The organism is Chitinolyticbacter meiyuanensis (assembly GCF_008033135.1).
GTDB lineage: Bacteria > Pseudomonadota > Gammaproteobacteria > Burkholderiales > Chitinibacteraceae > Chitinolyticbacter > Chitinolyticbacter meiyuanensis.
Window position 1 is genome coordinate 3,656,028 of the sequence record NZ_CP041335.1, and the last position, 15,408, is coordinate 3,671,435.

Below are 15,408 nucleotides of genomic sequence, written 5' to 3' on the forward strand. Positions count from 1 at the left end.
CATGACCGCACTCAATCCCAAACTGGCCGTCAAGAAACTCGACTTCTACTACGGCAACTTCCACGCGCTGAAGAACATCAACCTCGACATCTACGAAGGCAAGGTCACCGCTTTCATCGGCCCGTCGGGCTGCGGCAAATCCACGCTGCTGCGCACCTTCAACCGCATGTACGGCCTCTACCCCAAGCTGCGCGCCGAGGGCCAGATCGTCATGAACGGCAAGAACCTGCTCGACAGCGATGTCGACCTCAACATGCTGCGCGCCAAGGTCGGCATGGTGTTCCAGAAGCCGACGCCGTTCCCCATGTCGATCTACGACAACATCGCCTTCGGCGTGAAGCTGTACGAATCGCTGTCGAAGTCGGAAATGGACGACCGCGTGGAATGGGCACTGCAGAAGGCCGCGCTGTGGAACGAGGCGAAGGACAAGCTGAAGCAGTCCGGCCTCGGCCTCTCCGGCGGCCAGCAGCAACGGCTGTGCATCGCCCGCGCGGTAGCGGTGAAGCCGGAAGTGCTGCTGCTCGATGAACCGACCTCCGCGCTCGATCCGATCTCCACGGCGCACATCGAGGAGCTGGTGCACGAGCTCAAGCAGGACTACACCATCGCCATCGTCACCCACAACATGCAGCAGGCGGCACGGGTCTCCGACTACACCGCCTACATGTACCTGGGCGAGCTGATCGAAGTCGGCGAGACCGACAGCATCTTCACCACGCCGCAGAAGAAGGCAACCGAAGACTACATCACCGGCAAGTTCGGCTGATTGATGATCGCCTGCCGGCAAGGCGGCCCTGCGGGGCCGCCTTTTTCATGCGCACTCGTCGGCCAAAGGTGCGCTCGCCCGGCCCAAGGCATATGGTATTCAGCGACACCCGCACCGGGTGCCATGATGTCGAATCACCAGCAGGAGCACATCATGCGCGTCACTTTGTATGGGCCCAATAGCGCCCTCTGCCACAGCGCCGAAGTGGTCGTCCGCCAGACGCTGAAAGCCGCCGGTGCCGATTTCCAGCTGGAAACCGTGCGCGACTTCACTCCGGTTCACTGTACAGCCCCGCCGGAGTTCGCCATCGACGGCAATATCGTCAGCTACGGCCATGTGCCGACGCCAGCCGAAGTCCTGGGCTGGCTGGAACGGCACTGAACTGCAACCTAAAAAACGCCGCAATCGCGGCGTTTTTCATTGGAGCGGGCTCTCGTCAATCAGCACTGGCTTCGCTGGTGACCACACCGGCAATGCGATCGGCCCACTGCTGGGCCACGCCGGCATCGACGTGCTCGACCATCACCCGGATTACCGGCTCGGTGCCGGACGGCCGCAGCAGTACCCGGCCATCGTTGCCCATCGCGCCTTCGGCCTGCGTCACCGAATCGGCAATCGCGCCGGAGGCCTTGAAGTCGAAACCCTTGGCGATACGCACGTTCTTCAACACCTGGGTCGATAGCGCAAGTGAATCGGACTGCGCCGACAGGCTGCTACCCTGCTCGATCACCGCCTCCAGCACCTGCAATGCGGAAACGATGCCGTCGCCGGTGGTATGGCGATCAAGGCTGAGCAAATGACCGGAGCCTTCGCCACCGAGCAGCCAGCCATTGGCCTGCAACCGCTCCAGCACATAGCGATCACCAACCTTGGCCCGCTCGAAGCCGATGCCCTGGGCCTTGAGCGCGTTTTCCACGCCAAGGTTGGTCATCAACGTACCGATCACGCCACCGCCCAACGTGCCGCGCGAATGGCGGTGTCGCGCCAGCACGTACAGCAGCATGTCGCCGTCGATGATCGAGCCATCGCCGTCGACCATGATCAGCCGGTCACCATCGCCGTCAAGCGCAATGCCGTAGTCAGCACCCTGCGCCAGCACGGTCTTGCGTAGCAGATCGACGTGGGTGGCGCCACATTCCTCGTTGATGTTGAAGCCGTTGGGTTGATTGCCGATGGTGACGATCTCGGCACCCAGCTCATGGAACACTTGCGGTGCCACCTGATAGGTAGCGCCGTGCGCGCAATCGACCACCAGCTTGAGGCCGCGTAGGTCCAATTCATTGGGGAACGTCGACTTGCAAAACTCGATATAGCGACCAGCCGCGTCATTCATGCGGCGCGACTTGCCCAAGTGCTTGGACGACACGCACGGTTGTGGCTCGTCGATGGCATCCTCGATCGCCGCCTCGACCTCGTCGTCGAGCTTCTTGCCACCAGCGCCAAAGAACTTGATCCCGTTATCGTAGTAGGGGTTGTGCGAGGCAGAGATCACCACGCCTGCGGACAGCCGCAATGCGCGTGTCAAATGGGCCACGCCAGGCGTCGGCAGCGGGCCGGTGAGGAACACGTCGACGCCGGCGGCATTGAGGCCAGCCTGCAGCGCCGCTTCCAGCATGTAGCCGGACACACGGGTGTCCTTGCCGATCAGCACCGCGGCATGTTCACCGTTCTGCCGCTTTTCCGATGCGGCCAGCACGCGGCCGGCAGCATAGCCCAGCTTCATCGCAAAATCGGGGGTGATCGGGTACTCGCCGACGAGACCACGTACACCATCGGTGCCAAAGTATTTGCGAGCCATGAGCGGCGCGACTCCTGTCAAATTGAGCGTGATTGAAATACGGTTGAAAGTTTTTCGGCGGCTATTTTAAGGCGGACCACACCGACAGCGCATCCTTTGTTTCCCTGACGTCATGCACCCGTACAATATGCGCACCGGCGAAAGCAGCGACCACGGCGGCCGCCACGCTGGCCGGCATGCGCTCATCGACCGGACGACCGGTGATCTGGCCCAGCATGGTCTTGCGCGAAACGCCCACCAGCATCGCGCATTCCAGTTGCGGAATCATGTCCGGCAAGGCTCGGAACAGCGCAGCATTGTGTTCCAGCGTCTTGCCGAAGCCAAAGCCGGGATCGAGCACGATGCGCTCGCGGGCAATGCCGACATTCAGCGCCGCATCACGCCGCCTGGCCAAGTAGGCAGTGACCTCGCCGACCACGTCGGCATACTCGGGGGTGTGCTGCATCGTTTGCGGCTCGCCGCGCTTGTGCATCAGGCAGACCGCCGCGCCACTGGCCGCGACCAGCGACAGCGCCCCCTCCCCTTCCAGCGCCGAGACGTCATTGATCAGGTCGATGCCGACCTCCAGCCCCGCCCGCATCACCGCAGGGCGACGGGTATCCACCGACAGCGGCACATTGAGACTCTGCAATGCGGCCAGCACCGGCACCACGCGCGCAACCTCCTCATCCTCACTGACATGGGCGGCTCCCGGGCGTGTCGACTCGCCGCCGATATCCAGCAGGTCCGCGCCATCAGCCACCAAGCGCTCGGCATGAGCCACGGCCTTGGCAACCGAATCGTAACGGCCACCATCGGAGAAGGAATCGGGTGTGACATTGACGATGCCCATGATTCGCGGGCGATCGAGCGGCAGGCTGAAGCGGCCACATTGCAAGGCGTACATGCACTCTCCTCTTGCAGGAAAAACAAAGGCGGCCTTGCGGCCGCCTCGGTTGGACTCGGTGGAATCAGCCCTCGATCACCGGCGTGGTCGTCGCGGTCGGGGCATCGCCACTGGGCTTGTCGTTGCCGGACGGCGCCTTCGGTGGCGGCGGATACTTGGGCGGACGCGGATCACGGCCTTCCATGATGTCGCGCACCTGATCGCGATCGATGGTTTCCCATTCCATCAGCGCGGCGGTCATCTTCTCGACCTTCTCGCGATGGCCTTCCAGCAGCTTTTCCGTCAGCGCGTACTGTTCGTCGATGATACGGCGGATTTCAGCGTCAACCTGCTGCATCGTCGCTTCGGACACATTCTTGTGCGTGGTAACCGAACGGCCGAGGAACACCTCGCCGTCGTTTTCGCCGTAGACCATCGGCCCCATCTTGTCGCTCATGCCATAGCGGGTGACCATGTCGCGCGCCATGCGGGTGGCACGCTCGAAGTCATTTGACGCGCCCGTCGAGATGCGGTGAACGAACAGGTCCTCGGCTACACGGCCACCGAACAGGATGGTGATCTCGTTCAGCATCTGGTCCTTGTAGAGCGAGAACTTGTCGCGCTCCGGCAGCTGCCAGGTCAGACCCAGCGCACGACCGCGCGGCATGATGGTGACCTTGTGTACCGGGTCCGTGCCTTCCAGCAGTTCGGCAACCACGGCGTGGCCCGACTCGTGGTAGGCCGTGGCGCGACGCTCGTCCTCGGTCATCACCATGGTGCGGCGTTCCGGCCCCATGTAAATCTTGTCCTTGGCCGACTCGAAGTCATCCATGTCGACCAAGCGCTTGTTGCGGCGCGCAGCGAACAGTGCGGCTTCGTTCACCAGGTTGGCGAGGTCGGCACCGGACATGCCTGGCGTGCCGCGTGCCAGCACCGAGGCGTCGACGTCGTTGGAGATCGGTACCTTGCGCATGTGCACACCGAGGATCTGCTCGCGGCCACGGATATCCGGCAGCGGCACCACCACTTGCCGATCGAACCGGCCTGGGCGCAGCAGCGCGGGGTCGAGCACGTCAGGACGGTTGGTCGCGGCGATCACGATGATGCCCGAGTTACCTTCGAAGCCATCCATCTCCACCAGCATCTGGTTCAGCGTCTGCTCGCGCTCGTCGTTACCACCACCCAGGCCGGCACCACGCTGGCGACCGACCGCATCGATTTCATCGATGAAGATGATGCACGGTGCGTTCTTCTTGGCATTCTCGAACATGTCGCGCACGCGCGCCGCGCCCACACCAACGAACATCTCGACGAAGTCCGAACCGGAGATCGAGAAGAACGGCACCTTGGCTTCGCCGGCAATCGCTTTGGCCAGCAAGGTCTTGCCAGTACCCGGCGAGCCCACCATCAGGATGCCACGCGGCATGCGGCCGCCCAGCGATTGATACTTGGACGGATCACGCAGGTAGTCGACGATTTCGGTGACTTCTTCCTTGGCTTCGTCGCAACCGGCCACATCAGCAAAAGTGACGACGTTGTTGCTCTCGTCCAGCATCTTGGCGCGGCTCTTGCCGAAGCTGAACGCACCGCCACGACCGCCACCCTGCATCTGCCGCATGAAGAAGATCCATACGCCGATCAGCAGGATCATCGGGAACCAGCTGATGAAGATGCTCATCAGCATGTTGGGCTCTTCCGCAGCCTTGGACGCGAACTTCACGTTGTGCTTGATCAGCGTATCGACCATGCGGAAGTCGAACGGCGCCACCGTGGTGAACTGCTGACCATCACCGCGCTTGCCGCGGATAACATAGCCACGCAGCAGGTCGCCCTCGATCACGAGCTCGGACACCCTGCCCTGCTCGACATCCTGCATGAACTGCGAATAGGGGACCTGGCCCGCTGGTTCGCCCTTGCCGGTGATCTGCTGGAACACCGTCATCAGTACAAGGCCGATGATCAACCAGATCGCGATATTCTTGCCGAGATTGTTCACGGCCTACTCCTTACTTCGCGCAGCGCGCGGACACAAAAGCATTCTAACCCGGTCAACCCTTCTTCTGTTTGCCGAGCAGGTAGATTTCAGAGCTGCGGTCGCGCGATGCCTTGGGTTTGCGGCTCTGCACCTGGGTGAAGGTGTCACGCATCGCGGCCATGTATTCGTTGAAACCGTAGCCCTGGAATACCTTGACCAGAAAATGGCCGCCAGGTTTCAAATGATCCTGCGCAAACGCGAGGGCGAGCTCGCACAGGTGCATGCTGCGGGCCTGATCGGTGACCGCATTGCCTGTGATATTGGGGGCCATGTCGCAAATCACAAGGTCGACCGCGCGGTCACCCAGCAAGGACGTGTATTGCGCCAGCACCGCATCCTCGCGGAAATCACCCTGGATGAATTCCACTCCAGGGATGAAGGCCATTTCCAGGAGATCGAGCGCAAACACCCGGCCCTGCTCGCCGACCAGTTGTGCCGCTACCTGCGACCAGCTGCCCGGCGCGGCACCAAGATCGGCCACCCAGATGCCCGGCTTCAGCAGCTTGTCCTTGTCGTTGATCTCCAGGAGCTTGTACGCTGCCCGGGCACGATAGCCGTCCTTCTGCGCCATATGCACATAGTGGTCGTTTACGTGCTCGGAGAGCCAGGCATTGCTCGATTTACTGCGCGCCATTGCGAAATTCCTCAGGCGTGAAAACTAAAATGGACAAGCCACGTGCATACTTGCCAGACCCCGCCTCGACCCCGCGGCAGCAGGTTAGCCGGTAACGGGGAAAGTCGAGTAAAATCAGGTTTTAATGTAATCGAATCACACATCATGAAAATCGAGCTGTCGCCCGTCGAGCGGCAATACCTGCGCGGCCTCGCCCACGGCCTCAACCCGGTCGTGATGATCGGCAACAATGGTCTCACCGAAGCGGTGATCCGCGAAATCGCGGTCAACCTGGATGCCCACCAGCTGATCAAGATCCGCGTATTGGGTGACGATCGCGAACTGCGCCAGCAATACCTCGAGCAGATCTGCAACGAGCTCGGCGCCGCCCCGGTGCAGCACCTGGGCAAGCTGCTGATCATCTATCGCGCATCCAGCACCGACAAGCCACGCATCACGCTGCCCAAGTCGAAGAAACAGGCTGGCTGAGCAACAAACTGGGCTGGGAAATCAAAAAAGGGCGGTGCAAACCGCCCTTTTTCTATCTCGCCATCAGCGCGCGTCGCGCCAGACGTAGAAGGCGCCGAACACCGACTGCACCAGATAGATCAATGCAGAGATGGTGTGCCACTGTTCCAGTCCGCCACCGAACATGCCGGTGGCGGCATGCGAGATCCCCGGCTTGATGCCGGCAATGATGGGAAACACCGCGAACTGGTTGACCAGCGTACAGACCAGCATGCCGATCACCAGCCACAGCTTGGCCTCCTTGAACGCACGCAGGCCATCGAGCCACAGCAGGTAGACAAACAGGTAGAGCCCGGCCACGATGCCGATCCAGCCGATGGCACGGAACAGCTGCCCTGCCACAGCCCCAGCGGCATTGCCGCCCAGCGTCTTGAACAGCACCGGCGCGACCAGGATGCCGATCACCCACATGCCGCCGATCCACAACACGGTAAAGACGTGCTTCAGCCCCTGCCCCATGCCCCTCCCCCCTGCCGCCGCGCCTCGTCATGGGCGCGGTCGCATCGTCCTCAGACGTAACGGACGTCCAGCACTTCGTATTCGCGGATGCCGCCTGGCGCCACCACTTCGGCGATATCGCCGGCGTACTTGCCGATCAATGCGCGGGCGATCGGGCTCGACACGGAAATCTTGCCGTCCTTGAGATCGGCCTCGTCGTCGCCGACGATCTGGTAGGCCACCTTGCTGCCTGCCTCGAGGTCTTCGAGCTCGACCGTCGCACCGAACACCACACGGCCTTCGGCGGTGGCAGCAAGCTCCTTGGGATCGATGACCTGCGAGTTCGACAGTTTGCCTTCGAGCTCGGCGATCCGGCCCTCGACAAAGCCCTGTCTTTCCTTGGCGGCATCGTACTCGGCATTTTCCGACAGATCGCCGTGTGAGCGCGCTTCGGCGATCGCGGCAATCACGGCCGGGCGGTCCACGCTCTTCAGGCGCTGCAGCTCGACCTTCAGCTTTTCCGCACCGACAACGGTCAGCGGGATCTTGATCATGGCTTTCTCCGTGGGGCGATCTTGCCCCGATGTATCACCACATGCCCCTATCTATGGGCATCGGCCTTGCGACAAAAGCACAGCCGCCGTCCCAAGGGACGGCGGCTGACTGGCCGATAACTTATCAGCCTTTGAGCTGCAGGTGCAAGCCCTGCACGTCGTACACGCGCATTTCGCCCAGATCGCGGATGCCAACGCAGGCAGCGCGCGCACCAGCGATGGTGGTATAGATCGGCAGGCGCGCCTTCATTGCCTCGTGGCGGATCGAGTAGCTGTCCTGAATCGCCTGACGACGCTCATCGACGGTATTGAAGATCATGGCGATCTCGCCGTTCTTGATCATGTCAACGATGTGCGGACGCCCCTCGGTCACCTTGTTCACCGGAGTAACGGCGACGCCGGCTTCAGCGATCGCAGCCGCGGTGCCCTTGGTGGCGATCACCTTGAAACCCAGATCAGCCAGGATACGCGCGCACTCGATCGCGCCGGACTTGTCACCCTCGCGCACCGAGATGAACACGTTGCCCGCGCTCGGCAGCACGATACCGGCCGCCAGCTGCGACTTGACGAAGGCTTCGGCAAAGCTCTCGCCCACGCCCATCACCTCGCCAGTCGACTTCATCTCGGGGCCGAGGATGGTGTCGACGCCCGGGAACTTGTTGAACGGGAACACCGCTTCCTTCACCGAGTAGTACGGCGGGATCACCTCGCTGGTCACGCCCTGGCTGACCAGGCTCTGGCCAGCCATGCAGCGCGCGGCAACCTTGGCGAGCGAGTGGCCGGTGGCCTTGGACACGTACGGCACGGTACGCGAGGCACGCGGGTTCACTTCCAGCACGTAGACGGTAGCCGCCTCGCCCTGGCCCTGGATCGCGAACTGCACGTTCATCAGGCCGATCACATTGAGCGCCCGGGCCATGGCCACGGTCTGGCGACGCAGCTCGTCCTGCAATTCCTTGCTCAGCGAGTACGGCGGCAGCGAGCAGGCGGAATCACCCGAGTGCACGCCAGCCTGCTCGATGTGCTCCATGATGCCGCCGATCAACACGTCCTTGCCGTCACTGATGGCATCGACGTCGACTTCGATCGCGTCATTGAGGAAGCGGTCGAGCAGCACCGGGCTGTCGTTCGATACCTTCACCGCTTCGCGCATGTAGCGGGCAAGATCATCCTCGCTATGCACGATCTGCATCGCACGGCCGCCCAGCACGTAGGACGGGCGCACCACCAGCGGATAGCCGAGCTGCGCGGCCAGCGCCAGCGCATCCTTCTCAGTACGGGCGGTGGCGTTCGGCGGCTGGCGCAGGCCCAGGTCCTGCAGCAGCTTCTGGAAGCGCTCGCGATCCTCAGCGGCATCGATCATGTCCGGGCTGGTGCCGATGATGGGCACGCCGTTGGCTTCCAGCGCGCGGGCCAGCTTCAGCGGCGTCTGGCCACCGTACTGCACGATCACGCCGGCCGGCTGTTCGACAGCGACGATCTCCAGCACGTCTTCCAGCGTCAGCGGCTCGAAGTAGAGGCGATCGGAGGTGTCGTAATCGGTCGACACGGTTTCCGGGTTGCAGTTGACCATGATGGTTTCATAGCCGTCTTCGCGCAGGGCGAGCGCGGCGTGGACGCAGCAGTAGTCGAACTCGATCCCCTGGCCGATACGGTTCGGGCCGCCGCCCAGCACCATGATCTTCTTCTTCGAGGTCGGCGCGGCTTCGCACTCGTCCTCGTAAGTCGAGTACATGTAGGCGGTATCGGTGGCAAATTCGGCGGCGCAGGTATCGACTCGCTTGTACACCGGGCGCACGCCCAGGCCATGGCGATGGCGGCGCACGGCATTCTGGTCAACGCCAAGCAGTGCACCAAGACGACGGTCGGAGAAGCCCTTGCGCTTCAATGCGCGCATTTCCGGCTTGTCCAAGCTTTCGACCGTACGGCCGCGCAAACCGTTTTCCAGCTGCACGATCTCCTCGATCTGCGCGAGGAACCACGGGTCGATCTTGGAGAGGTTGAACACTTCGTCGAGGCTGAGGCCGATGCGGAACGCATCGGCGACGAACCACAGGCGATCCGGGCCAGGTGCGGCCAGTTCGGATTCAATGGCCTGGCGATCAGTCGTCACTTCGTCGAAGCCCGACATGCCAGTTTCCAGGCCGCGCAGCGCCTTCTGCAACGATTCCTGCAGCGTGCGGCCGATCGCCATCACCTCGCCGACCGACTTCATCTGCGTGGTCAGCTTGTTGTTGGCCTGCGGGAATTTCTCGAAGGCGAAGCGCGGCACCTTGGTGACCACGTAGTCGATCGACGGCTCGAACGAGGCCGGGGTCTTGCCGCCGGTGATCTCGTTCTTCAGTTCGTCGAGCGTGAAGCCCACCGCCAGCTTGGCGGCGACCTTGGCGATCGGGAAGCCGGTGGCCTTGGACGCCAAAGCGGAGGAGCGCGACACACGCGGGTTCATCTCGATCACGATCATGCGGCCATCGACCGGGTTGACCGAGAACTGCACGTTGGAGCCGCCGGTATCGACGCCGATCTCGCGCAGCACCGCCAGGCTGGCATTGCGCATGATCTGGTATTCCTTGTCGGTCAGCGTCTGCGCCGGCGCTACGGTGATCGAATCACCGGTATGCACGCCCATCGGATCGAGGTTCTCGATCGAGCAGACGATGATGCAGTTGTCGGCGCGGTCGCGCACGACTTCCATCTCGTACTCCTTCCAGCCGAGCAGCGATTCTTCGATCAGCAACTCCTTGGTCGGCGAGAGGTCGAGACCACGGGTGCAGATCTCGATGAATTCCTGGATGTTGTAGGCGATGCCACCGCCCGAGCCGCCCATGGTGAACGACGGGCGGATGATGGCCGGGAAGCCCAGGTTGGCCTGCGCCGCCAGCGCCTCTTCCAGCGAGTGGGCGATGGCCGAACGGGCGGAACCGAGGCCGATCTTGTCCATCGCGGCCTTGAACTTCTGGCGATCCTCGGCCTTGTCGATGGCTTCGGGCGTGGCGCCGATCAGCTCGACCTTGTACTTGTCGAGTACGCCGTTGCGCCACAGGTCGAGCGCGCAGTTGAGCGCAGTCTGGCCACCCATGGTCGGCAGTACAACATCCGGGCGCTCCTTGGCGATGATCTTCTCGACCACCTGCCAGGTGATGGGCTCGATGTAGGTGACGTCGGCCATGTTGGGGTCGGTCATGATCGTGGCCGGATTGCTGTTGACCAGGATGACCTTGTAACCCTCTTCGCGCAGTGCCTTGCAGGCCTGGGCGCCGGAATAGTCGAACTCGCACGCCTGGCCGATGACGATGGGGCCGGCGCCGATGATGAGGATGGACTTGATGTCTGTACGTTTCGGCATTGCTAAACCCTTACTTGCGCTCGGCCATCATGGCGATGAACTTGTCGAAGAGATACGCCACGTCATGCGGCCCCGGGCTCGCTTCCGGGTGGCCCTGGAACGAGAACGCCGGTGCATCGGTCAGCGCGATGCCCTGTACGGTGCCGTCGAACAGCGAGCGGTGGGTGATGCGCACATTGGCCGGCAGGCTGGTTTCGTCGACCTGGAAGCCATGGTTCTGCGACGTGATCATCACATGGCGGGTGTCGAGGTCCTGCACCGGGTGGTTGGCGCCGTGGTGGCCGAACTTCATCTTGCTGGTGGCACCACCGGTGGCGAGCCCCAAAATCTGGTGGCCCAAACAGATGCCGAAGGTCGGCAGCTTGCGGCTGATGAATTCACGCGTGGCGGCGATCGCGTAGTCGCACGGCTCCGGATCGCCCGGGCCGTTGGAGAGGAACACGCCGTCCGGATTGAGGGCCAGCACCTCGGCGGCCGGGGTCTGCGCCGGCACCACGGTCAGCTTGCAGCCGCGCTCGGCCAGCATGCGCAAAATGTTGGACTTCACGCCGAAGTCGTAGGCGACGACGTGGTACTTCGGATTGGACTGCACGGTGTAACCGATACCGAGCTTCCACTCGGCGGTGGTCCATTCCTGCTTGTCGGTAGCGCTCACCACCTTAGCCAGATCCTGGCCGGCCATGGAGCCGAAGGAGCGAGCCTTCTCGACAGCGGCAGCCTCGTCGATCTGGCTGCCGGCGACGATACAGCCGGGCTGGGCGCCCTTCTCGCGCAGGATGCGGGTGAGCTTGCGGGTATCGATATCGGCAATGCCGACGATACCGTTGGCCTTGAGATAATCACCCAGGCTCATGGTGGCGCGGAAGTTGGAGTGCAGCCGCGGCAGATCACGGATGATCAGGCCGGCGGCGAACACCGCACGCGACTCGGCATCTTCCGGGTTCACGCCGTAGTTGCCGATATGCGGATAGGTCAGCGTAACGAGCTGGCGGTTGTAGGAAGGATCGGTCAGGATTTCCTGATAACCGGTGAGCGAGGTGTTGAAGACCACCTCACCGATCGTTTCGCCATCGGCGCCGATCGAAATACCGTGAAACAGGGTGCCGTCGGCAAGCGCTAAAAGGGCGGGTTGGGACACTGGCGGCTCCTGGGCATTGCGCCCATCAATGCAAATTCCGGGGGGTACACGTAGAAAAACGGGACTGGTCTCCCCGGTCCCGTTCGCTGTGCAAAATTGCCGGGATGTTACCGCAAAACGCCTTTTCTTTCAACGCCAGCGGCAATGCATCGTGCCGCGCCGCGCCGGTCAGCCCAGCAGTTTTTCCACCGCGCCCACCAGCTCCTGCGGCTTGGTGGTCGGCGCGTAACGCTCGACCACGCTGCCTTCGCGGTCGACCAGGAACTTGGTGAAGTTCCATTTGATGCCTTCGGTGCCGAGAATGCCCGGCTCGGCCTTCTTCAGGTGCTGGTACAGCGGATCGGCAGCATCACCATTGACATCCACCTTGGAAAACAGCGGAAAGGTCACGTCATAATGGGTCGAGCAGAACGAGCGGATTTCCTCCTCGTTGCCCGGCTCCTGGCTGCCGAACTGGTTGCACGGGAAACCGAGCACCACCAAGCCACGATCCTTGTACTGACGATACAGCGACTCCAGGCCCTCGTACTGCGGCGTGAAGCCGCACTGGCTCGCCACATTGACAACAAGCAGCACCTGGCCGCGGTAGCGCGACAGCGGCACCTCGTCGCCGAAAATGTCTTTGGCCGAGAAATCGTAAACGGTGGTCATGGTGCATGCTCCTGTGCAATTGGTCAGGGCGGCTCGTAAGCGACGGCCGGCTGGGCGATAATTCGTGCACGATCATCCTCGCCCCATCCATGCTGTTCAACCCTACCCGCGACGAAGCCCGCCGCTTTTTCATCGATGCCTGGCAGAAGCACACGCAACAGGCACCGCTCACCGATCTGGAACGCATCACCGTCGGCGTGCTGTTGCGGCACCCGGAATACCAGCGCTTCCTCACGCCGGATTACCTGGATCGCGACTGGCCGCCCGAGATCGGCGAGACCAACCCTTTCCTGCATATCTCCATGCATCTGGCGATCGAGGAGCAGCTGTCGATCGACCAGCCGGCCGGCGTGCGAGCGCTCTATCAGCAGCTGTGCGCGCACTACGGCGATGAACACGCCGCGCTGCACCTGATGCTCGATGGCCTGGGCGAAATGATCTGGCACGCCCAGCGCCACGGCGTGCCGCCCGATCCGAATCTGTATCTGGATATCCTGCGCACGCGGCTCGGCCAGGCGACCAGCCGGGACTGAACCTCAGCGCGGCCGCGTCTGCCCAGCAACCAGCAGATGGCCGTGCAGTGGGCAATAGCATTCGTCGTGCCAACCGTAGTGCGGGTCGCTGCAGATCGCATGCTCGACCTGCGGTGGCAAAGTGCTACGGCAAGCTAGCTCCTGCTCCAGTGCAGCGAACACGCTGCCCGGCTGCGGCCAATCGGTCACGGCAGGCGGGCTTGCCAAACGGTTGCCGCGCGGCAGTTCACTATCCAGCACCCGCTGCAATTCCGCGCACAGCGCGCCTCGTTTACTACGGCGCGCCACGGCCTGCTCCGTGCCGCATACCGCCCCAAGCCGCAACGCTCATCGCTTGTCCGGCTTGGCGATGGCGTCCTGCAGCTCGCGCAGCCGCGCATCGATCGCGGACAGCAGATAGAAATCGTTGCCGGGCTGGCGCTGGGCGATCTGCAGTTGCTCGATGGCAGCACCGTATTCCAGCAGCAGGATGTAGTACTCGGCCTGCGCCTTGTGCTGGCGCTGCGCCTCGCCCTTGGCCTCGTAGATGCGTGCTTCGCGCTGGTAGAGCTCGGCATCGGACGGATACAGCTCTTGCGAACTCAACGTGAGCTTGAGCGCCGGATCGAGCTGGCGCGCCGCGATCAACGCGTCGATTTCGCCATAGACGAGGCCACGGCTGCCGGTGAAGCGCTGTGCCGCCGCGCGCAACTGGTTGGCGGCCTCCACCGGCTTGCCCTGCGCCAGCAGCAACTGGCCGTTCAGGTATTCGAGCGCTGCATGCGGCCGGCCCAGCGCAGTGCGGGCTTCCGCCAAGCTGCGGCCCGCGCTATCCAGCTCGTTCACCCTCAGCTGCGCCAGCGCGTAGCCATACAGGTGCGCTGCACGGTTGATGAAGCGCCCCTCGGTGAGCGCCTTGGCATAGTAATTGACCATGGCGCGGGCGTCGCCCTGCAGCACCCGTGCCTTCTCACGCATGAACAGGAATTCGGCGCTGTCCGGCACTTGGCGGTAAGGCATGTCCTTGAGGCGCGCCTGCGCGTCGGCGATCCGCTTGTAGGTCACCGGGTGGGTGCGCAGGAATTCAGGTGCGTTGTTCTCGATCAGCCGGTTGTGCTTTTGCAGCCGCTCGAAGAAGGCCGGCATCGCCGAGGGATCGAAGCCGGCACGCGTCAACGTCTGCATCCCGACCCGATCCGCCTCCTGCTCGAAGGCATAGGTGAAATCGAGCTGGCGCTGCACCGCGAGTGCCGGGCCGGCGGCGGCCGCAGCGGCAGCCGCATCGCCCGCACCGGCGTGGGCGGCGAGGATGGCGAGCCCGATCGCAGCCAACGTCATCCACGGCGTGATGCGCTGGCTCTCCACCAGCCGCGCCAGATGGTGCTGCGAAACGTGCGCCACTTCGTGTGCCAGCACGCTGGCGAGTTCGGATTCGTGTTGCGCGGTGACGATCAGCCCGCTGTGCACGCCGATCACGCCGCCGGGCACGGCAAAGGCGTTGACCGAAGCATCGCGCAGCGGCAGGAAGGTGAACGAGGTCTGGGTATAACCACTGGCGTCGACCAGCCGGCCACCGAGCTGATTCAGGTAGGCCACCAGCTCGGGATCGTCGAGCAAGGCGCCGCTGCGGCGCAACTCGCGCATCGCCGCGGCGCCGATCTGGCGCTCGTCGCTGGCGGACAACGACGCGCTGGAGGTATCGCCAAGGTCCGGCAGATCGTTGTCGAGCGCCAGCACCGGCTGCGCCAGGTGCATGGCCATCGTCGCGGCGATCAGGAAGCGGCGCAGCAGGCTGGGCAGCATGGTTGAGCGTTTTCTCGTGTTGGATGGGGCGTCAGCCCAGCGCCTCGACCGAGGCAATCACGGCAAGATAACGCAGCAGCTTGCCCCCCACCAGCGCTGGCCATACCCGGCGCCAGGGCCAGCGCAGCCAGCCGGCCGCCACGCAGAGCGCGTCGCCAAGCAGTGGCACCCAGGACAGGCACAATACCCAGGCACCATGGCGCTCCAGCCAGGCCGCGCGCGCCGGCATTTCCTTGCGTGGCAGCCGTCGGCCCAGCCAGACGCTGATCGCACCGCCCAGGCTGTTGCCCGCGGTGGCGAGCAGCAGACCAAGCCATGGCGAGCCGGCCGGGGTGAGCAGGTAGGCCACCAGCACCGCCTC

General features: G+C 63.3%; 16 protein-coding genes. 4 read left to right on the top strand and 12 right to left on the bottom strand.

Annotation, left to right across the window (positions count from 1 at the left end; translation table 11 throughout):
* Window position 1 precedes the first annotated feature (1 nt).
* Entirely contained in the window at window positions 2-766 is a 765-nt protein-coding gene (gene pstB / locus FLM21_RS17380; RefSeq protein ID WP_148716777.1) for a phosphate ABC transporter ATP-binding protein PstB, read from the top strand.
* A gap of 153 nt (window positions 767-919) precedes the next feature.
* Window positions 920-1,147 (top strand): thioredoxin family protein, encoded by a 228-nt coding sequence (locus tag FLM21_RS20950; protein ID WP_187359964.1) that lies wholly within the window; start codon window positions 920-922, stop codon window positions 1,145-1,147.
* 55 nt (window positions 1,148-1,202) lie between these two features.
* Here FLM21_RS20950 and glmM read toward each other — a convergent pair whose 3' ends face one another.
* The 4 genes from glmM to FLM21_RS17405 all read right to left on the bottom strand — a co-directional run bounded on the left by glmM (window position 1,203) and on the right by FLM21_RS17405 (window position 6,098).
* Window positions 1,203-2,564, bottom strand: coding sequence for a phosphoglucosamine mutase (gene glmM, locus FLM21_RS17390; RefSeq protein ID WP_148716779.1), 1,362 nt, complete (start codon window positions 2,562-2,564; stop codon window positions 1,203-1,205).
* A gap of 61 nt (window positions 2,565-2,625) precedes the next feature.
* Window positions 2,626-3,450, bottom strand: a complete 825-nt coding sequence (gene folP, locus FLM21_RS17395) for a dihydropteroate synthase (RefSeq protein WP_148716780.1) — start codon at window positions 3,448-3,450, stop codon at window positions 2,626-2,628.
* A 64-nt stretch (window positions 3,451-3,514) separates the two neighbouring features.
* A complete protein-coding gene (gene ftsH, locus FLM21_RS17400) occupies window positions 3,515-5,425 on the bottom strand; it encodes an ATP-dependent zinc metalloprotease FtsH (protein ID WP_148716781.1) in 1,911 nt (636 codons plus the stop codon).
* A gap of 52 nt (window positions 5,426-5,477) precedes the next feature.
* Entirely contained in the window at window positions 5,478-6,098 is a 621-nt protein-coding gene (locus FLM21_RS17405) for an RlmE family RNA methyltransferase (RefSeq protein ID WP_148716782.1), read from the bottom strand.
* A gap of 144 nt (window positions 6,099-6,242) precedes the next feature.
* Here FLM21_RS17405 and FLM21_RS17410 point away from each other — a divergent pair, with 144 nt between their 5' ends.
* Complete coding sequence (locus tag FLM21_RS17410; protein WP_187359965.1) at window positions 6,243-6,566, top strand: YhbY family RNA-binding protein; 324 nt, start codon at window positions 6,243-6,245, stop codon at window positions 6,564-6,566.
* Between the two features lie 63 nt (window positions 6,567-6,629).
* Here the strand turns inward: FLM21_RS17410 and FLM21_RS17415 are convergent, their stop codons facing one another.
* The 5 genes from FLM21_RS17415 to FLM21_RS17435 form a co-directional block, all read right to left on the bottom strand.
* Window positions 6,630-7,064: a DUF4149 domain-containing protein gene (locus tag FLM21_RS17415; RefSeq protein ID WP_148716783.1), complete on the bottom strand. Its 435-nt coding sequence runs from the start codon at window positions 7,062-7,064 to the stop codon at window positions 6,630-6,632.
* 50 nt (window positions 7,065-7,114) lie between these two features.
* Window positions 7,115-7,597 (bottom strand): transcription elongation factor GreA, encoded by a 483-nt coding sequence (greA, locus tag FLM21_RS17420; RefSeq protein ID WP_148716784.1) that lies wholly within the window; start codon window positions 7,595-7,597, stop codon window positions 7,115-7,117.
* A 124-nt stretch (window positions 7,598-7,721) separates the two neighbouring features.
* The gene (gene carB, locus FLM21_RS17425) at window positions 7,722-10,943 is read right to left on the bottom strand and encodes a carbamoyl-phosphate synthase large subunit (protein WP_148716785.1); all 3,222 of its coding nucleotides are present in this window, start codon (window positions 10,941-10,943) and stop codon (window positions 7,722-7,724) included.
* A gap of 10 nt (window positions 10,944-10,953) precedes the next feature.
* Window positions 10,954-12,081 (bottom strand): glutamine-hydrolyzing carbamoyl-phosphate synthase small subunit, encoded by a 1,128-nt coding sequence (gene carA / locus FLM21_RS17430; protein WP_148716786.1) that lies wholly within the window; start codon window positions 12,079-12,081, stop codon window positions 10,954-10,956.
* Between the two features lie 168 nt (window positions 12,082-12,249).
* Window positions 12,250-12,732, bottom strand: a complete 483-nt coding sequence (locus tag FLM21_RS17435; RefSeq protein WP_148716787.1) for a glutathione peroxidase — start codon at window positions 12,730-12,732, stop codon at window positions 12,250-12,252.
* Window positions 12,733-12,821: 89 nt separating this feature from the next.
* Here FLM21_RS17435 and FLM21_RS17440 point away from each other — a divergent pair, with 89 nt between their 5' ends.
* On the top strand, window positions 12,822-13,265 hold the full coding sequence (locus FLM21_RS17440) for a DUF1841 family protein (RefSeq protein ID WP_187359966.1): 444 nt from the start codon (window positions 12,822-12,824) through the stop codon (window positions 13,263-13,265).
* A gap of 3 nt (window positions 13,266-13,268) precedes the next feature.
* Here FLM21_RS17440 and FLM21_RS17445 read toward each other — a convergent pair whose 3' ends face one another.
* The 3 genes from FLM21_RS17445 to FLM21_RS17455 are packed head-to-tail and all read right to left on the bottom strand — an operon-like array spanning window position 13,269 to window position 15,396.
* Window positions 13,269-13,553 (bottom strand): hypothetical protein, encoded by a 285-nt coding sequence (locus FLM21_RS17445; RefSeq protein WP_148716788.1) that lies wholly within the window; start codon window positions 13,551-13,553, stop codon window positions 13,269-13,271.
* A 39-nt stretch (window positions 13,554-13,592) separates the two neighbouring features.
* Complete coding sequence (locus tag FLM21_RS17450) at window positions 13,593-15,047, bottom strand: M48 family metalloprotease (protein ID WP_148716789.1); 1,455 nt, start codon at window positions 15,045-15,047, stop codon at window positions 13,593-13,595.
* A 31-nt stretch (window positions 15,048-15,078) separates the two neighbouring features.
* Window positions 15,079-15,396 carry a YqaA family protein gene (locus FLM21_RS17455; RefSeq protein WP_281284955.1) on the bottom strand — a complete coding sequence of 106 codons (318 nt, stop codon included), beginning with the start codon at window positions 15,394-15,396 and terminating at the stop codon, window positions 15,079-15,081.
* Window positions 15,397-15,408: the final 12 nt, after the last annotated feature.